This is a genomic window from Kluyvera huaxiensis (genome assembly GCF_040149365.1).
Lineage (GTDB): Bacteria > Pseudomonadota > Gammaproteobacteria > Enterobacterales > Enterobacteriaceae > Kluyvera > Kluyvera intermedia_A.
In genome coordinates this window covers 26,843-43,957 of sequence record NZ_JBEFLV010000016.1, presented here as the reverse complement: position 1 = coordinate 43,957, position 17,115 = coordinate 26,843, and the positions used below count along the sequence as shown (strand labels likewise).

Sequence of the window (17,115 nt, the reverse complement as noted above, 5' to 3'; positions counted from 1 at the left end):
TTCGACAGTAGCTTTTGGCTTATTTGTTCAGTTCAGCGGTCATGTGCACGCGATTACCGGAGTATGCCTGGGTAATTTTGTAAGAGCTTGCGCCTGCTTGTTCAGCCTGAGCGGCAATTTTCGCTTCTGCGCCATCAATGGTAGAGGCGGTTGCGGTCACGGTTTGTGCGGCGAAAGAACCGAAAGAAGTGGCCAGAGCGATAACTGCAACGAAAGTTTTGATGCTTTTCATGATATAAACCCTTTAACTTAGTTGTTTGGATAAGGCGTCTCGCCTTGATGTGATAAATATTAGGCCACATCTTCATCAACTAAAAGCGGAAGGATTTGCTGTTATCAGTCAAAATAATTGAATTAAAATTAACCGCCGATCAATCGCTGCGGATGGGTATAAATCGTCGCCCTTCCCGGCTTACAGAAACCAACCAGCGTCAGGTTACAGCGCTCGGCAACTTCCACCGCCAGCGTGGTAGCAGCGGAGACGGCAAACAGGATTTCCACGCCGCACATTGCCGACTTCTGCACCATTTCATAGCTGGCGCGACTGGAAACCAGCGCGGCCCCCGCCTGCCACAGATCACCTTCTTTTGCCCGGTGCCCCAGCAGTTTATCGAGCGCCACATGGCGGCCGACATCTTCATGCCCGCCCACCAGCTCACCCGATGGCATAATCCAGGCCGCAGCGTGGGTGCAGCCCGTTTCACGGCCAACCGGCTGAACATCGTTTAAATGTCTGAGCGCATGGTCGAGATGAGCCAGATCGAAGGTCTGGCTAAACGGCAGCGGCTTGATCGGTTTGCCAATATCGTTGAGCTGTTCAACGCCGCATACGCCACAGCCCGTCCGACCGGCAAGCGCACGGCGGCGCTCTTTAAGCCCCATAAAGCGGCGGCTGGACAGCTCAATACGCACTTCCATGCCATTACAGGCCGGAACCACTTCCATGCCGAAAATTTCTCGCGGATGTTCAATAATCCCTTCCGACAACGAGAAACCGATGGCAAAAGCTTGCAGATCTTTCGGCGTCGCCATCATCACGACGTGAGAGATGCCGTTGTAGACCAACGCAACGGGAACTTCTTCTGCAAGAATATCCTGAGTAGGTTGCATAATCTGTGGCCTTCTGAAGACGGAACGCTCGACCGCGCCAATCAACTGCAACGTAGGTTTCGCTTCGACTTCATCTTTAAAATTAAACACGGCAAACACTCTGAACAACGTCGGGAAATACGGGGCATCTATTCCATCACAACATGAGGGAATTGAGGCTTATTATGGATCAAGTTTGTGGTGCAATAACGCTCAATTGCGATTTTTTGATGCTGTGCGGTGATGAATACCCGACGAATCATAAGTAACTCTTTATGGTTAAAGCCATTACTGGGGTATCAAAAAACACTGAAAACCAGACTAAATTGCGATCAACATCGCAGTTCAATGTTAATGCGAGCAAAATCTGTTCACCTGCCATTAACCCCATTGGAACAAGCCTACCGATAATGTGGTATTCTGAATCAAAGCCCTCCTGGAATTGAGGGCATAGCAGGATTCAGTGCCTTTGCCACACCCCGGCGAAGAACAACTACAAGCAATGACAATGTCGAAACAAGGAGCTAACCATGCAGGTCAGCAGAAGGCAGTTCTTTAAGATCTGCGCTGGCGGTATGGCAGGAACCACGGCAGCGGCGCTGGGCTTTGCCCCAGGCATCGCACTCGCGGAAACACGGCAGTACAAATTGCTGCGCACCCGCGAAACCCGTAACACCTGCACTTACTGCTCTGTCGGTTGTGGGCTTTTAATGTATAGCCTCGGCGACGGCGCAAAAAACGCGAAAGCCTCGATTTTCCATATCGAAGGGGACCCGGATCACCCGGTAAACCGTGGCGCACTGTGCCCGAAAGGTGCAGGTCTGGTGGACTTTATCCACTCTGAAAGCCGTCTGAAGTATCCAGAATATCGCGCACCAGGCTCCGATAAATGGCAGCAAATCAGTTGGGATGAGGCTTTTGACCGCATCTCTAAACTGATGAAAGCCGACCGTGACGCCAACTTTATTGAAAAAAATGATGCCGGAACCACCGTCAACCGCTGGCTCTCCACCGGTATGTTGTGCGCGTCTGCATCCAGTAACGAAACCGGCTTTTTAACACAGAAATTCACTCGCGCGCTGGGTATGCTCGCGGTCGACAACCAAGCGCGTGTCTGACACGGACCAACGGTAGCAAGTCTTGCTCCAACATTTGGTCGCGGTGCGATGACCAACCACTGGGTCGACATGAAGAACGCCAACCTCATCGTCGTGATGGGTGGGAACGCGGCAGAAGCGCATCCGGTGGGATTCCGCTGGGCGATGGAAGCCAAGATCCACAATGGCGCGAAGCTGATTGTTATCGATCCCCGCTTTACGCGTACCGCGTCGGTGGCGGATTTCTACGCCCCTATTCGCTCCGGTACTGACATTACCTTCCTGTCAGGCGTCATGCTGTACCTGTTGAATAACGAAAAATTCAACCGCGAGTACACCGAGGCCTACACCAACGCCAGCCTTATCGTGCGCGAAGACTTTAGCTTCGACGACGGTCTGTTCAGCGGTTATGACCCACAAGCCCGTAAATACGATAAGACTTCCTGGAACTACGAGCTGGATGAGAACGGTCACGCCAAACGCGATACCACCCTCAGCCATCCACGCTGCGTCTGGAATCTGCTGAAGCAGCACATTTCCCGCTATACGCCGGAAGTGGTTGAGCAGATTTGCGGTACGCCGAAAGCGGACTTCCTGAAGGTCTGTGAGTACATCGCAGAAACCAGCGCCCACGATAAAACCGCGTCGTTCCTGTACGCACTGGGCTGGACTCAGCACTCCATCGGCGCGCAGAACATCCGCACCATGGCGATGATCCAGTTGCTGCTGGGTAACATGGGGATGGCAGGCGGCGGTGTGAACGCCCTGCGCGGTCACTCCAACATCCAGGGGCTCACCGATCTCGGTCTGCTGTCACAAAGCCTGCCGGGCTATATGACGCTGCCAAACGAGAAGCAGGCTGACCTGCAAACTTATCTCGCCGCCAACACGCCAAAACCGCTGCTGGACGGCCAGGTTAACTATTGGGGCAACTACCCGAAATTCTTCGTCTCAATGATGAAGACCTTCTACGGCGATAAGGCAACGGCGGAAAACAGCTGGGGCTTTGACTGGCTGCCGAAGTGGGACAAAGGGTATGACGTCCTGCAGTACTTCGAAATGATGAACCAGGGCAAGGTCAACGGCTATATCTGCCAGGGCTTTAACCCGGTCGCATCGTTCCCGAACAAGAATAAGATTGTCGCGTCACTGTCAAAACTGAAGTTCCTGGTGACTATCGATCCGCTCAATACCGAGACGTCAACCTTCTGGCAGAACCACGGTGAGTCGAACGATGTCGACCCATCGAAAATTCAGACCGAAGTCTTCCGTCTGCCATCGACCTGCTTCGCCGAAGAGAACGGTTCTATCGTCAACTCCGGCCGCTGGTTGCAGTGGCACTGGAAAGGCGCGGATGCCCCGGGGATTGCCAGAACCGACGGCGAGATCCTGGCCGGTATCTTCTTGCGTCTGCGTAAGATGTACGCCGAAGAGGGCGGTCCGGTTCCGGAACAGGTACTGAACATGAGCTGGAACTACTCGACGCCGGAAGAACCTGCGTCCGAGGAAGTGGCGATGGAGAGCAACGGCAAAGCGCTGGCCGATGTAATCGACCCGGCCACCGGTGCGGTTATCGTGAAGAAAGGTCAGCTACTGAGTTCGTTTGCCCAACTGCGCGATGACGGTAGTACCGCCAGCGGCTGCTGGATTTTCGCCGGTAGCTGGACGCCTGATGGCAACCAAATGGCACGCCGCGACAACGCCGATCCATCCGGCCTTGGCAATACGCTGGGCTGGGCCTGGGCTTGGCCGCTGAACCGCCGCATTCTGTATAACCGTGCTTCTGCGGACCCGCAGGGTAAACCGTGGGATCCGAAACGTCAGCTCCTGAAATGGGACGGCGCGAAGTGGGGCGGCGTGGATATTCCGGACTACAGTGCCGCCGCACCAGGCAGCAACGTCGGGCCGTTTATCATGCAGCCGGAAGGGATGGGACGCCTGTTTGCCCTCGATAAGATGGCTGAAGGTCCGTTCCCGGAACACTACGAGCCGTTTGAAACGCCGCTGGGCACCAACCCACTGCACCCGAACGTTATCTCTAACCCTGCCGCCCGTATCTTTAAAGGCGATAAGGAAGCGTTGGGTACAGCGGACAAGTTCCCGTACGTCGGTACCACCTATCGTTTAACCGAGCACTTCCACTACTGGACCAAGCATGCGCTGCTGAACGCTATTGCTCAGCCGGAACAGTTTGTCGAGATCGGTGAGAAGCTGGCGAACAAGCTCGGCATCGCTCATGGCGATACCGTCAGAGTCTCCTCCAACCGTGGCTACATTAAGGCCAAGGCGGTGGTGACCAAGCGTATTCGCACGCTGAAAGTAGACGGTAAGGATATCGATACCATCGGTATTCCAATCCACTGGGGCTATGAAGGTGTGGCGAAAAAAGGCTTTATTGCCAACACATTGACGCCATTCGTCGGCGATGCGAACACGCAAACGCCGGAGTTTAAGTCCTTCCTCGTGAACGTGGAAAAGGTGTAACGGAGACGACCTATGGCTTATCAATCGCAAGACATTATCCGTCGTTCCGCCACTAACGGTTTCACCCCCGCGCCTCAGGCGCGGGATCACCAGGAAGAGGTGGCGAAGCTCATCGACGTCACCACCTGTATCGGCTGTAAAGCCTGTCAGGTGGCCTGTTCTGAGTGGAACGACATCCGTGATGAAATCGGTAGCAACGTCGGGGTGTACGATAACCCCGCCGATTTAACCGCCAAATCCTGGACGGTGATGCGGTTCTCGGAAGTGGAGCAGAACGACAAACTGGAGTGGCTTATCCGTAAGGATGGCTGCATGCACTGTGCCGATCCGGGCTGCCTGAAGGCATGTCCAGCTGAAGGCGCTATCATTCAGTATGCCAACGGCATCGTCGACTTCCAGTCCGAGCAGTGCATTGGCTGTGGTTACTGCATCGCGGGCTGCCCGTTCAACGTGCCGCGCCTCAACCCGGAAGACAACCGCGTCTACAAATGTACGCTGTGCGTCGACCGCGTGACGGTAGGCCAGGAACCGGCCTGCGTGAAAACCTGCCCAACCGGCGCTATCCACTTTGGTTCCAAAGAGGATATGAAGGTGCTGGCGGGCGAACGCGTCGCTGAACTGAAAACCCGTGGCTATGACAATGCCGGCCTATACGACCCGGCTGGCGTGGGCGGTACGCACGTCATGTACGTGCTCCATCATGCCGACAAGCCAAATCTGTATCACGGGCTGCCGGAGAACCCGGAAATCAGCGCCACCGTGAAGTTCTGGAAGGGCGTCTGGAAACCGCTGGCGGCTATCGGCTTTGCCGCAACGTTTGCAGCAAGTATCTTCCACTACGTCGGTGTCGGTCCAAACCGTGCTGAAGAGGAAGAAGACAATCTGCATGAAGACAACGATGAGGTGCGCAAATGAAAAAACGTGACACCATCGTGCGCTACTCGGCGCCGGAACGTATCAACCACTGGGTCACCGCCTTCTGCTTTATTCTGGCGGCGGTGAGCGGGTTGGGATTTTTCTTCCCATCCTTCAACTGGTTAATGCAAATCATGGGCACTCCGCAGCTGGCGCGAATTCTGCACCCGTTTGTCGGCGTTATCATGTTTGCTTCGTTTATCATCATGTTTTTCCGCTACTGGCACCACAATCTAATCAATCGGGATGATATCTTTTGGGCGAAGAATATTCGTAAGATCGTCGTCAACGAGGAAGTAGGTGATACCGGGCGTTATAACTTCGGCCAGAAATGCGTATTCTGGGCGGCGATTATCTTCCTGGTGCTGCTGCTGGTGAGCGGTGTGATTATCTGGCGTCCGTACTTTGCGCCTGCTTTCTCAATCCCGGTGATCCGATTTGCGTTAATGCTGCATTCATTTGCCGCAGTGGCGTTAATTGTGGTTATCATGGTGCATATTTACGCCGCCCTTTGGGTGAAAGGCACCATTACCGCGATGGTGGAAGGATGGGTAACCAGTTCATGGGCGAAGAAACATCACCCGCGCTGGTACCGTGAAGTCCGCCAGAAACAGGAAAAGTCATCTGAATGAGTATCCGCATAATCCCGCAAGATGAGCTGGGTTCGAGCGAGAAACGCACGGCGGAAGTGATTCCGCCGTTACTATTCCCCAGACTCAAGAACCTCTACAACCGCCGCGCTGAACGTCTGCGCGAGCTGGCAGAGAACAATCCGCTAGGTGATTACCTGCGCTTTGCCGCGCTTATCGCCCACGCACAGGAAGTGGTGCTGTATGACCATCCGCTGCGGATGGATCTGACTGCGCGTCTAAAAGAAGCGAATGACCAGGGCAAGCCGCCGTTGGACATTCACGTTCTGCCGCGCGACAAGCACTGGCATACCCTGCTGCAATCGATGATTGCCGAGCTGAAGCCGGAAATGAGCGGCCCGGCACTGGCCGTGATTGAAAACCTGGAAAAAGCCTCTGAGCAAGAGCTGGAGAATATGGCCAGCGCGCTGTTTGAGTCCGACTTCTCCTCAGTCAGCAGCGACAAAGCCCCGTTCATCTGGGCTGCGCTGTCGCTCTACTGGGCGCAGATGGCGAGCCTCATTCCAGGCAAAGCCCGCGCGGAATATGGTGAACAGCGTCAGTTCTGCCCGGTTTGCGGTTCAATGCCGGTTTCCAGCATGGTGCAGATTGGTACCACGCAGGGGCTTCGCTACCTGCACTGCAACCTGTGCGAAACCGAATGGCACGTAGTGCGTGTGAAGTGCAGCAACTGCGAGCAGAGTCGTGATTTACACTACTGGTCGCTGGACAACGAGCAGGCCTCCGTCAAAGCCGAAAGCTGCGGTGACTGCGGGACTTATCTGAAGATTCTGTATCAGGAAAAAGACCCGAAAGTCGAAGCGGTGGCTGACGATCTCGCCTCATTGGTACTGGACGCGCGAATGGAGCAGGAAGGGTTCGCCCGCAGCTCTATCAACCCGTTCCTGTTCCCGGGTGAAGGCGAGTAAGTCGCATAATTAGCCGGGCGAACCTCGCCCGGCTAATCACCACGCCATAAAACAAGCTAGCCCCCTCCTTTCAGCCACTCTCACTTCCTTTTGCGATCCGCTTTCCGAAATCTGCAATTACCCCAAACTCCTCATTTCCATCGCCGAAAATCCAGGATATAAACTGTATAAATATACAGATAAAAGGAGATGGTGGTGGCACTGGAAAATGGCATTGCGGGGCTGGTTGCTGAGTTTATTGCGGCAGGCCGCCCCTCTTCACGACAGCAGAATATTGATGACCGGCGAGCTGGCTACATCGCCAGTACTTCGCTGGCCGGTGAGAAAGAGATACGGGTGAGTTCAGAAGATATCGTGCTGGAAGGCATGACATTTCGAGTAATATCGCCGCTCAATTCGACGCACTCACTCCCCTGCGTGATTTACTATCATGGCGGCTGCTTTATTAGCGGCGGCTTTGCCACCCACGATAATCAGCTGCGGCAGCTGGCTTTTTACAGCGGCTGTCGGATTATCGCCGTACAGTATCGTCTCGCCCCCGAACATATTTTCCCTGCCGCTCATGACGATGCGGAGCGAGGAGCCAATCTCATCCATCAATATGCCCAACGGCTTGGCGTTATGGCTGACAAAATCACCCTTGCTGGGGATAGCGCGGGTGGGCATCTGGCGCTCATTACGGCTCTACGACTGAAAGCCGCAGGGCAATGGTCTCCGGCACAATTGCTGCTGATTTACCCTATGCTCGATGCCACCGCCCGTTGCGCGAGCTACGTCAGTAACGGCGAAGACTACATCATTACGCGAGATACGCTGCTTTCTGGTTATGAACTGTATCTTTCCGACACCGATACACAGCATCCAGAAGCCAGCCCGCTCTGGCGAGATGATTTCAGCGGCTTGCCGCCGGTGCATATCATCACCGCGGAATACGACCCGCTGCGTGATGAAGGCGAAGCGCTGTATCAACGGCTGACAGAGCAAGGCGTATCCTGCACCAGCCAGCGATACCTCGGGGTGATCCACGGATTTTTCCAGCTAGGAGGTATAAGCCAGGCGGCTCGGGATGCTATGCGGGACGTAGCCTGGCGAAGCGCCAGGCTCGGTACCTGATAACGTCAGGAAGAGTAGAGTCTTACTTTACTCTTCTTCGTTACCGCCCTCTTCGTAGGCGCCAAAGGGTTTAGCGGGCAATACAATATAAGTGCCTTCGAATATCACGCCCGGCGCGTCGTCGCCAAACAGCTCAACCTGCATCTGGACGCGCGCTTTACGGCCTCTTGCCAGACGGTCCAGATCGCCACTCAGCGACCCCAGGTCAGCGATAGCCGTTGGTCTGCCGGTGATGGGTCTACGATAGCGAATATGGGCATCGGCGAGAATAATCGTACCGCCCAGATGACGCTCGCGTAGCATCAACCAAATCAGCCCCCAGCCGGTCAAGGTGGCCAATGAGAACAGGCTGCCGGCGAACAGCGTATGGTGTGGATTCTGGTTGCCGGTTTCCGGCATGGTGGTAATAAATTTCTGTCCGGTGTACTGCTGAATGCGCACGCCCATCTTTTCGCTCAGCGGGATATGATCGTACCAGGCCTGCTGTAGCTGGGCGCACCAGTCACCGCGATGCAAAATATCATCAAGCGAAGCAACCGGTTTAATCATCAAAAAGTGGCGAACCGGGGTGGTTTGCGGCGTGGTAATTTCGCCCTGATTCACAAAACCCAGCTTGGCGAAAAACGGCACCGCATCTTCGCGGGCGCTACAGGTCACACGCTTAACCCCTTCCTGGCGTGCAACGGACTCCAGGGTCATCGCAATCAGCGTTCCCAGGCCTTTATCCTGCACATCAGGATGCACTGCCATAAAGCGGATAGAGGCTTCGCTGTCGGCGTTAATGTACAGGCGCCCAACGGCCACCAGCCTTCCTTCTTCGTCCACTACCATCTGGTGGTGTGCCAGCGCATCCCAGGCATCGCGCTCGGAACCTTTGGGTTGATGTAGTGGTTTACGCAGCATTTCCCAGCGGAACTGGTAATACTGATCTAACTCTTCTGCCGTTTGCGGTACTCGGAGATGGTACATAATGGCACTCTCTTTTGTCCCCCGCGTTCTACCGGGAAGTGGGCTCATACCTGCAACCAGAACGTGACCGGGCCATCGTTGACCAGCGACACCTGCATATCTGCAGCAAATCGTCCTGTTTGGGTGTTCATTTCCTGTTGGCGGCAACGCTCAACAAAATATTCATATAGCGCTTCAGCTCTGTCGGGCGCGGCACCTTTCGAGAAACCAGGGCGCATACCGCGTTCGGTATCGGCTGCCAGCGTAAATTGCGATACCACCAGCACGCTGCCCCCCGCCTGCTTCACGTTGAGGTTCATTTTGCCGTCAGCATCACTGAAGATTCGGTATCCCAACACGCGCTCGCAGAGGCGGTTGGCCTTTTGTTCGTCGTCGTCTCTCTCTACGCCCAGCAGCACCAGCAGCCCAAGGCCGATTTCCCCAGTAACCTCATCCGCCACGCTAACGCTGGCACGGGTTACGCGCTGAATTAATGCAATCATGGTTACTCTGCTTCTTGTTGTTCTGTTTTCAATTTTCGGTATTCACCGAGAGTGACAGTTATTTCTGCGCCAAGCAAGACGATACACCACGTCCAGTAGACCCAGACAAACAAAATGGGGATCACTGCCAGCACGCCGTAAATCAGCTGGTAGGAGGGAAAAGCGGTGATATAGAGGGAGAAAACTTTTTTGCCTAATTCATGCAGCAGCGCGGCGACCAATGCGCCAATCACCGCATCACGATTCGGCACCTGCGTGGTGGGCACAATGCTGTACAGCAGCCAGAACGACAGCCAGGAGAGCAGGAGCGGAAAGACGCGCAATACGTTATCGATAACGCCATGTAGCTCACTGGCCCAGCGTAATGAAAGTAAATAGGAACTGATGGCCAGGCTAACCCCGGCCAACAATGGCCCGAGGGTCAAGATCATCCAGTAGACCGCGAACGAGTAAATCTTCGGCCGCGCGCGTTTGCTGCGCCAGATGGTATTCAGCGCGCTGTCGATAGAGTACATCAACAGCAGTGCGGTAATAATCAAACCGCAGGCGCCAAATGCGGTCATCCTGCTAGAGTTGGCAACGAACTGCTCGATATAGCGCTGAATGACGTCACCGGTCGCCGGTAGAAAATTGGCAAACACGAAGTGACGGATCTGCAGGCTAACTTCCGAAAACATCGGGAATGCCGCGAATAGCGCGAAAATCACCGCCACCAGCGGCACAAGTGACAGTAACGACACATAGGCCAGGTTTCCGGCCAGTGTCGTCATATTATCTTCTTCGATGCGCCGCCAGAGGAATTTACTCCACGCCACCAGCGGCCGGGTATGATGAATACATTTTTGATGAACGGTTTTTAACATAACGACTTCATAAAATAGTCGGGTAGGGTTTCTCTCCCGGTCACCAGCACGCTGGTGATCCCCAACTGGTTAGCTCCTTCTATATTATCGGCGTTATCGTCAAAAAAGACCGCATCGGCGGCAGAAAAACCTTCAGACTCAAGCACCCGCTGGTAAATCCTCGCTTCCGGTTTACGCATCCCCATCTCCTGAGACAGATAAACGTGGTCGGCGGCAGCGTAGATTTGCGGATATTCATTCGGCCAGAAGGTGGTGTGCAGCGCATTAGTATTGGAGAGAACAACTACACGATGCCCCTGCTCACGCAGGTTGTTCATGATGTCGATAACTTCGGGACGCAGGCCGACAAATATCGCCTGCCAGCCGTGGGCAAACTGCTCATAGCTGAGCGGGAGTTCCATGTCATGACACATGGCTTTTGCAAATTCTTCGTCAGATATCTCACCGCGCTCATGCTGATGAAACACCTCACCCATGGTAAAACTCTGCTTTAGCCGGGCCAGCGGCACGCGGGCAAGATCGCTCCACGTTCCCAGAACACGGTTGAAATCAATGTCGACAATCACATTACCTAAATCAAAGATATAGAGCATTTTTGCCTCCGTTCACGCCGTGGAAATTTTACTGTAGCGGGAAAGCCGGAGTTTGACTACCAGGATAAATGCCCATGAAGAAAACACGAGTCAGCCATACGGTACTGACCCGTCTATTCTGAGCCTTCAGGCTTCTATGACGTCCTCTCCGCCAGCAGCGACGTGCACGATTTCAATCTGATTAGCCTTAAGAATGCCCTGTAATGCACTTCCCGGCACTTCATCAGTAAACAGTGCGGTCATCTGCGCAACGTTACCAATTTCTACCGCAGCCGAAGCGTGATATTTGGTGTGATCGGCGGCCAGTAGCAGATGCCGAGAATGCGTCATCATCGCCTGCACTACGCTGGCCTCATTGACGTCAAACTCCAGCAAGGTGCCGTCATTTTCAATCGCGCCAACGCTTGTCACCAGATAATCTGCGCGGAAACCAGACACGAACGCATTCGCCGCAGGGCCAATAATCCCACCGTTGTGCGCCCGCAGCGTGCCGCCTGGCACCATCACTTCAAAGCGTGGATTTTTGTAGAGAATATGCGCCACCCGCAGGCTATTAGTGATAATGCGCAGATGATTATGGTTGAGTAGCGCTCTAGCGACATGCTCAACCGTGGTTCCGATGGTGATAAAGATAGTCGAGCCGTCCGGAATATAATCGGCAATCGCTTCTGCAATCGCCTTTTTCTCCTCGGTCCAGGAGACTTCGCGCTGCTCGAATGCCGTGTTGACCACACTGGAAGCACGCCCGGCTCCACCGTGATGACGAGTGATCAAACCCTGCTCGCTGAGCTTGCGAATATCGCGCCGAACCGTCTGAGTGGAGACATCCAGCAGCTGCGCCAGTTCATCAATGTTCATGTAGCCGCGATCGGCAATCAGCGTTAGTAACTGGTCGTGCCGCGGATTACCGGTCAGCTCGGTAAGGCTCATGGGTTGTCCTCTGAAAACCATCTCATCCCGCATTTTATACATAAAGAGACAAAAAAGAGCGGGTTTGTTCACAGTCAGGGATCCCGGCACGCCCTCCAGGACGGGTACATTTCAGCGCAGCCACGGCGCTGGCAAAACGAATACCCTTAACGCCAGCCTCGCCTAACGCCAGGCTGTAAGCGAATGCACCGTGGAAAACATCCCCCGCACCTGTCGTGTCAACCACCTCGACTGAAAAGCCGGTCTGATGCGCAATCTGCTGATTTTCCAGCCAGAAACAGCCTTCCGAACCATTGGTGACATATACATGACCATTTGTGAGCGTTTGTGATTTTTTCAAACCCGCCAGCAGATCCTGCTCACCCGTCAATCGCCGTAAACCCGGAGCCGAAAAAACGGCGTGATCGCTCAGCGCCACCAGATCGGAAATGTCCTGCGGCGTGGTATCACCGTCCAGAACGGTGGTTACGCCTGCGGCCCGCGCCTGAGTGAACGCGTTTTTGGTACCTTCATGCCAGCGAACATCGGCGAGCACCACATCCCACTGGCTGAAATCAATACTGTTTAGCCAGCTGGCCTCAGCCAGTAAATCCGGACTAGGGTAATTGACAATAATGCGTTCACCACGAGCATCGACCACAATTGCCGACTGCGACGAACGGGCATTCGTAAATCGCTTTGTGTAGCGAGTGTTGACGCCAAACGACTCCAGTTCCTGCAACAGGCTGGTGCCGGTGTCGTCATCGCCCACCCGCCCGATGAAATCAACCTTCGCGCCCAACTTTGCCGCCGCAACAGCGGCCGTGGCGGCAGGGCCACCGCCCACTTCACGATAGTTATTAGCCACATATTTTCCCCCTTCAGTAGGGAGATCTCCAACGTAATAGAGTCTGTCCATCACGGTAATGCCGACACAAGCAATGCGAATCATGGTTATTCCTTCAGCGTTAAAACCTGCCGCTATTTTAATTTCACCAATTGTTTAAAAAGTGACGGCTGTCAATTTTTCGACCATAAATTACAAATACGATCAAAAACAGACATCATAAACGCACATTTTTGACAAAACATGACATCCATCGGGAGAAAAATTATGTCAGTCATCGCTTTTATCGGACTCGGACAAATGGGTGCCCCCATGGCGAGCAACTTGCTTCAGCAGGGCCACTCGCTCCAGGTTTACGACGTGAATCCACAGGCCGTTGCCGCGCTGAAAATCAAAGGCGCACAGGCGGCCAAAACGCCAGCGCAAGCTGCCAAGGATGCAGAGTTCGTGATAACGATGCTGCCGAATGGCGATCTGGTGCGTTCGGTACTGTTTGGCGAACAAGGTGTATGCGAAGGCTTATCGCCAGAAGCATTGGTTATCGACATGTCCACCATCCACCCACTGCAAACGGACAAACTCATTGCTGACATGCACCAACGCGGTTTTAGCATGATGGATGTTCCGGTTGGGCGCACCTCTGATAACGCTATTTCCGGCACTCTGCTGCTGCTGGCTGGCGGTACGCAAGAGCAGGTACAGCACGCAACGCCGATATTAATGGCGATGGGTAATGAACTGATTAACGCGGGCGGCCCCGGCATGGGCATCCGCGTAAAGCTCATCAACAACTACATGAGCATTGCACTGAATGCACTTTCCGCAGAAGCCGCCACGCTTTGCGAGGCGCTGGGCCTGGATCTGAACGTCGCGCTGAAGGTGATGAGCGGCACCGCCGCCGGAAAAGGCCATTTCACCACCACCTGGCCGAACAAAGTCCTCAAAGGCGACCTCTCCCCAGCTTTCATGATTGATCTGGCCCACAAAGATCTGGGCATTGCGCTGGACGTTGCCAATCAGCTGCACGTACCGATGCCGCTCGGTGCCGCCTCTCGCGAAGTTTACAACCAGGCTCGAGCCGCAGGGCGAGGCCGCGAAGACTGGTCTGCCATTCTGGAGCAAGTCCGCGCCAGCGCCGGGATCACCAACTAATTTTTTACGTATCTACAAGGACTTTAGTTATGACGCAGTACACCCTAAAAGAGATAGCCCGCCCTTCCGGCGGTTTTGCAATGCTGGCGGTTGATCAGCGTGAGGCGATGCGCACCATGTTTTCGGCGGCGGGCGTGAAAGGGCCAGTAACCGACCAGCACCTCACCGATTTCAAAGTGAACGCCGCTAAAATTCTGTCGCCTTTTGCCTCGGCCATCCTTGTCGATCAGCAGTTCTGCTATCGCCAGATTTTAGAACAGCAGGCTGTCGCCAAAAGCTGCGCGACGATTGTTGCCGCCGATGATTTCATCCCCGGCAACGGCATTCCCGTCGACAGCGTGAGGATAGACAAAAACATCGATCCCCAAGCGCTAAAACGAGATGGCGCAAAAGCGTTGAAGCTACTGGTGCTGTGGCGCAGCGATGAAGACTCGCAGCAGCGCTTGCAGATGGTCCATGAATTTAACCAGCTCTGCCATAGCCAAGGGCTACTGAGCATTATCGAACCCGTGGTTCGCCCACCGCGCCGTGGCGATAAGTTTGACCGCGAGCAAGCCATTCTGGATGCGGCGAAAGAACTCGGCGACAGCGGTGCGGACCTCTACAAAGTCGAGATGCCTCTATATGGCAAAGGTACCCAGTCGGAGCTGCTGGCCGCCGCGCAGAAACTGAATGATCAGATAAGCATGCCGTGGGTCATTCTCTCCTCGGGCGTTGACGAAAAACTGTTCCCGCGCGCCGTTCGTATTGCCATGCAGGCGGGTGCTTCCGGCTTCCTTGCCGGGCGAGCCGTCTGGTCGACGGTAGTCGGCCTGCCGGATACCGAACTGATGCTGAGCGATGTCTCTGCGCCAAAATTGCAGCGTTTAAGCGATATCGTCGACGAAATGATGGCCCGCCGCTAATAAAAGGACATTCCGATGAAATGGTTTAACACCCTGAGCCACAATCGTTGGCTTGAGCAGGAAACGGACAGGATTTTTGAGTTTGGGAAAAACGCCGCCGTGCCGACAGGTTTCGGCTGGCTCGGCAATAAAGGGCAGATCAAAACCGATCAGGGCACACACCTGTGGATCACCGCCCGTATGCTGCACACCTATTCCGTTGCCGCCAACATGGGGCGACCAGGCGCTTACGCGCTGGTTGAGCATGGAATTAACGCCCTTAACGGCCCACTGCGCGATAAAAAATACGGTGGCTGGTACGCCTGTGTAAATGACGAAGGGGTAATTGACGCCTCCAAGCAGGGTTATCAACACTTCTTCGTTTTATTGGGGGCTGCCAGCGCTGTGACAACAGGGCATCCCGGCGCGCGCAAGCTTCTGGATGATGCCATCGAGATCATTGAGAAGTACTTCTGGAGCGCAGAAGAACGCATGTGCCTGGAATCCTGGGACGAAGCCTTCAGTAAAACTGAGGACTATCGCGGCGGCAACGCCAACATGCACGCCGTCGAAGCCTTCCTGATTGTGTATGACGTAACTCATGACCGTAAATGGCTCGACCGCGCGCTGCGCGTGGCTTCGGTGATCATTCACGACGTCGCCCGCAAAGGGGAATATCGCGTTAACGAACATTTCGACACCCACTGGAATCCGATTCGCGATTACAACAAAGATAACCCGGCTCACCGCTTCCGCGCTTACGGCGGCACGCCTGGCCACTGGATCGAGTGGGGCCGTCTGATGCTGCATTTACGTGCGGCGCTAGAAGCCCGCTTTGAAACGCCTCCGGAATGGCTGCTGGAAGATGCTAAAGGCCTGTTCCACGCGACGATTCGTGATGCGTGGGCACCCGATGGTGCGGACGGGATCGTTTACACCGTCGACTGGAACGGCAAGCCGATTGTCCGTGAACGCGTACGCTGGCCGATTGTGGAAGCAATGGGTACCGCTTATGCGCTATGGACGGTGACGGGCGAGAAGCAGTATGAAACCTGGTATCAGACGTGGTGGGAATACTGCATCAAATACCTGATGGACTATGAAAACGGCTCGTGGTTGCAGGAGCTCGACACCAATAACGAAGTCACCACCAAAGTCTGGGACGGCAAGCAGGACATTTATCACCTGCTGCACTGCCTGGTGATCCCACGTCTACCGCTCGCGCCGGGGCTGGCCCCTGCGGTTGCAGCCGGATTACTGGACAGCCTGGCGAAATAACGTCGAGGGAAACACTCATGCATAAAAGCGGTAGCACTATTGCGCTTAGCGCCGGGGTTTATCAGGCGAAAATTGTCACCGTAGGCGCGGGAATAGCTTCTCTGACGCATCGCGGGCGCCACATGGTGATTCCACATCATCCTGAGGAAATGCCGCTGGCGCATCTGGGGAAAGTGCTGATCCCATGGCCCAATCGTATTAACGGTGGATGTTATCAGCACGATGGAAAAACGCTCCAGCCAGCGATTAACGATCGTACCGGAAATACGGCTATTCATGGGCTACTGGCGTGGGTTAACTGGCAGATTGTTGAACAGTCCGCCACCAGCGTCACGCTATCGGCCTTTTTACCGCCGTCCTATAGCTACCCTTTTATGCTTTCCAGTGAAGTGACGTACCGACTAAGCGAGGAGACTGGCCTGAGCGCCCGGATCCTCACGCATAACATAGGTGATGTGGCTGCACCCTATGGCGCAGGCGTGCATCCCTATCTGACCTGCAACCTGCAAAGCGTTGACGAGTGCGAATTACAGCTCCCCACAAACGAGCAGTTCGATGTCACAACTTCGGCGCTAATCACCACCAAAGCGCTCGATTTCCTGACTCGGCGGAATATCGCAGCAACCCGGATCGACCACACCTTCAGGGTGCCGAAAAGCACCACGCCATGGCAGGTGACGCTGGCACACCCAGAGCTGACGGTCTGGCTGCGCGCCACTCAGCCCTGGCTGCAGATCTATTCCGGCGAAAAGCTGGAACGCAGAGGGCTGGCGGTGGAACCGATGAGCTGCCCACCGGATGCATTTAATTCCGGCATCGATGTCGTACAGCTAAAACCCGGCGAAGCGCACCAACTTTGGTTTGCTATCGGCGGCGAATAAC

General features: G+C 54.7%; 17 protein-coding genes. 9 read left to right on the top strand and 8 right to left on the bottom strand.

The features are described 5' to 3' along the window. Window positions 1-19: 19 nt before the first annotated feature. Together ABOC97_RS16390 and fdhD are read right to left on the bottom strand one after the other, a co-directional pair. Window positions 20-232, bottom strand: a complete 213-nt coding sequence (locus ABOC97_RS16390; RefSeq protein ID WP_349599741.1) for a YdgH/BhsA/McbA family protein — start codon at window positions 230-232, stop codon at window positions 20-22. A gap of 128 nt (window positions 233-360) precedes the next feature. After that, the gene (fdhD, locus tag ABOC97_RS16385; RefSeq protein WP_349599884.1) at window positions 361-1,110 is read right to left on the bottom strand and encodes a formate dehydrogenase accessory sulfurtransferase FdhD; all 750 of its coding nucleotides are present in this window, start codon (window positions 1,108-1,110) and stop codon (window positions 361-363) included. Window positions 1,111-1,619: 509 nt separating this feature from the next. Here fdhD and fdnG point away from each other — a divergent pair. From fdnG to ABOC97_RS16360, 5 genes are all read left to right on the top strand, one after another. Next, window positions 1,620-4,670, top strand: coding sequence for a formate dehydrogenase-N subunit alpha (fdnG, locus tag ABOC97_RS16380; protein ID WP_349599738.1), 3,051 nt, complete (start codon window positions 1,620-1,622; stop codon window positions 4,668-4,670). A 12-nt stretch (window positions 4,671-4,682) separates the two neighbouring features. Continuing rightward, the gene (fdxH, locus tag ABOC97_RS16375) at window positions 4,683-5,585 is read left to right on the top strand and encodes a formate dehydrogenase subunit beta (RefSeq protein ID WP_349599735.1); all 903 of its coding nucleotides are present in this window, start codon (window positions 4,683-4,685) and stop codon (window positions 5,583-5,585) included. Beyond that, window positions 5,582-6,217 carry a formate dehydrogenase cytochrome b556 subunit gene (gene fdoI / locus ABOC97_RS16370; protein ID WP_349599733.1) on the top strand — a complete coding sequence of 212 codons (636 nt, stop codon included), beginning with the start codon at window positions 5,582-5,584 and terminating at the stop codon, window positions 6,215-6,217. The genes fdxH and fdoI overlap by 4 nt, the downstream gene beginning before the upstream one ends. Beyond that, the gene (gene fdhE / locus ABOC97_RS16365; protein ID WP_349599730.1) at window positions 6,214-7,143 is read left to right on the top strand and encodes a formate dehydrogenase accessory protein FdhE; all 930 of its coding nucleotides are present in this window, start codon (window positions 6,214-6,216) and stop codon (window positions 7,141-7,143) included. The genes fdoI and fdhE overlap by 4 nt, the downstream gene beginning before the upstream one ends. Window positions 7,144-7,338: 195 nt before the next feature. Then, window positions 7,339-8,256: an alpha/beta hydrolase gene (locus ABOC97_RS16360; protein ID WP_349599728.1), complete on the top strand. Its 918-nt coding sequence runs from the start codon at window positions 7,339-7,341 to the stop codon at window positions 8,254-8,256. 27 nt (window positions 8,257-8,283) lie between these two features. Here ABOC97_RS16360 and fabY read toward each other — a convergent pair whose 3' ends face one another. From fabY to ABOC97_RS16330, 6 genes are all read right to left on the bottom strand, one after another. Next, window positions 8,284-9,225, bottom strand: coding sequence for a fatty acid biosynthesis protein FabY (gene fabY / locus ABOC97_RS16355; protein ID WP_349599725.1), 942 nt, complete (start codon window positions 9,223-9,225; stop codon window positions 8,284-8,286). A gap of 44 nt (window positions 9,226-9,269) precedes the next feature. Next, window positions 9,270-9,707, bottom strand: coding sequence for a D-aminoacyl-tRNA deacylase (dtd, locus tag ABOC97_RS16350; protein WP_061284810.1), 438 nt, complete (start codon window positions 9,705-9,707; stop codon window positions 9,270-9,272). A 2-nt stretch (window positions 9,708-9,709) separates the two neighbouring features. Further along, a complete protein-coding gene (locus ABOC97_RS16345; protein WP_349599722.1) occupies window positions 9,710-10,570 on the bottom strand; it encodes a virulence factor BrkB family protein in 861 nt (286 codons plus the stop codon). Then, a complete protein-coding gene (yihX, locus tag ABOC97_RS16340) occupies window positions 10,564-11,163 on the bottom strand; it encodes a glucose-1-phosphatase (protein WP_349599719.1) in 600 nt (199 codons plus the stop codon). The genes ABOC97_RS16345 and yihX overlap by 7 nt, the downstream gene beginning before the upstream one ends. 126 nt (window positions 11,164-11,289) lie before the next feature. Next, window positions 11,290-12,093 carry a DeoR/GlpR family DNA-binding transcription regulator gene (locus tag ABOC97_RS16335; RefSeq protein ID WP_349599716.1) on the bottom strand — a complete coding sequence of 268 codons (804 nt, stop codon included), beginning with the start codon at window positions 12,091-12,093 and terminating at the stop codon, window positions 11,290-11,292. Between the two features lie 34 nt (window positions 12,094-12,127). Next, complete coding sequence (locus ABOC97_RS16330; RefSeq protein WP_349599714.1) at window positions 12,128-13,024, bottom strand: sugar kinase; 897 nt, start codon at window positions 13,022-13,024, stop codon at window positions 12,128-12,130. A 162-nt stretch (window positions 13,025-13,186) separates the two neighbouring features. On the opposite strand from ABOC97_RS16330, the gene yihU reads away from it, so the two are divergent. From yihU to ABOC97_RS16310, 4 genes are read left to right on the top strand one after another with little or no spacing between them, the layout of a single operon-like run. After that, on the top strand, window positions 13,187-14,071 hold the full coding sequence (yihU, locus tag ABOC97_RS16325; RefSeq protein WP_349599711.1) for a sulfolactaldehyde 3-reductase: 885 nt from the start codon (window positions 13,187-13,189) through the stop codon (window positions 14,069-14,071). A 29-nt stretch (window positions 14,072-14,100) separates the two neighbouring features. Further along, window positions 14,101-14,976 (top strand): sulfofructosephosphate aldolase, encoded by an 876-nt coding sequence (yihT, locus tag ABOC97_RS16320; protein WP_349599708.1) that lies wholly within the window; start codon window positions 14,101-14,103, stop codon window positions 14,974-14,976. Window positions 14,977-14,991: 15 nt separating this feature from the next. Further along, window positions 14,992-16,233, top strand: a complete 1,242-nt coding sequence (gene yihS / locus ABOC97_RS16315) for a sulfoquinovose isomerase (protein ID WP_349599705.1) — start codon at window positions 14,992-14,994, stop codon at window positions 16,231-16,233. 17 nt (window positions 16,234-16,250) lie between these two features. Continuing rightward, window positions 16,251-17,114 (top strand): aldose-1-epimerase, encoded by an 864-nt coding sequence (locus ABOC97_RS16310; protein WP_349599702.1) that lies wholly within the window; start codon window positions 16,251-16,253, stop codon window positions 17,112-17,114. The last annotated feature ends 1 nt before the right edge of the window (window position 17,115 follow it).

What these genes read in the sequence shown, in the direction of transcription:
- ABOC97_RS16390 (WP_349599741.1), bottom strand. Translation starts at nt 232, where the DNA reads ATGAAAAGCATCAAAACTTTCGTTGCAGTTATCGCTCTGGCCACTTCT.
- fdhD (WP_349599884.1), bottom strand. Translation starts at nt 1,110, where the DNA reads ATGCAACCTACTCAGGATATTCTTGCAGAAGAAGTTCCCGTTGCGTTG.
- fdxH (WP_349599735.1), top strand. Translation starts at nt 4,683, where the DNA reads ATGGCTTATCAATCGCAAGACATTATCCGTCGTTCCGCCACTAACGGT.
- fdoI (WP_349599733.1), top strand. Translation starts at nt 5,582, where the DNA reads ATGAAAAAACGTGACACCATCGTGCGCTACTCGGCGCCGGAACGTATC.
- fdhE (WP_349599730.1), top strand. Translation starts at nt 6,214, where the DNA reads ATGAGTATCCGCATAATCCCGCAAGATGAGCTGGGTTCGAGCGAGAAA.
- fabY (WP_349599725.1), bottom strand. Translation starts at nt 9,225, where the DNA reads ATGTACCATCTCCGAGTACCGCAAACGGCAGAAGAGTTAGATCAGTAT.
- dtd (WP_061284810.1), bottom strand. Translation starts at nt 9,707, where the DNA reads ATGATTGCATTAATTCAGCGCGTAACCCGTGCCAGCGTTAGCGTGGCG.
- ABOC97_RS16345 (WP_349599722.1), bottom strand. Translation starts at nt 10,570, where the DNA reads ATGTTAAAAACCGTTCATCAAAAATGTATTCATCATACCCGGCCGCTG.
- yihX (WP_349599719.1), bottom strand. Translation starts at nt 11,163, where the DNA reads ATGCTCTATATCTTTGATTTAGGTAATGTGATTGTCGACATTGATTTC.
- ABOC97_RS16335 (WP_349599716.1), bottom strand. Translation starts at nt 12,093, where the DNA reads ATGAGCCTTACCGAGCTGACCGGTAATCCGCGGCACGACCAGTTACTA.
- ABOC97_RS16330 (WP_349599714.1), bottom strand. Translation starts at nt 13,024, where the DNA reads ATGATTCGCATTGCTTGTGTCGGCATTACCGTGATGGACAGACTCTAT.
- yihU (WP_349599711.1), top strand. Translation starts at nt 13,187, where the DNA reads ATGTCAGTCATCGCTTTTATCGGACTCGGACAAATGGGTGCCCCCATG.
- yihT (WP_349599708.1), top strand. Translation starts at nt 14,101, where the DNA reads ATGACGCAGTACACCCTAAAAGAGATAGCCCGCCCTTCCGGCGGTTTT.
- yihS (WP_349599705.1), top strand. Translation starts at nt 14,992, where the DNA reads ATGAAATGGTTTAACACCCTGAGCCACAATCGTTGGCTTGAGCAGGAA.
- ABOC97_RS16310 (WP_349599702.1), top strand. Translation starts at nt 16,251, where the DNA reads ATGCATAAAAGCGGTAGCACTATTGCGCTTAGCGCCGGGGTTTATCAG.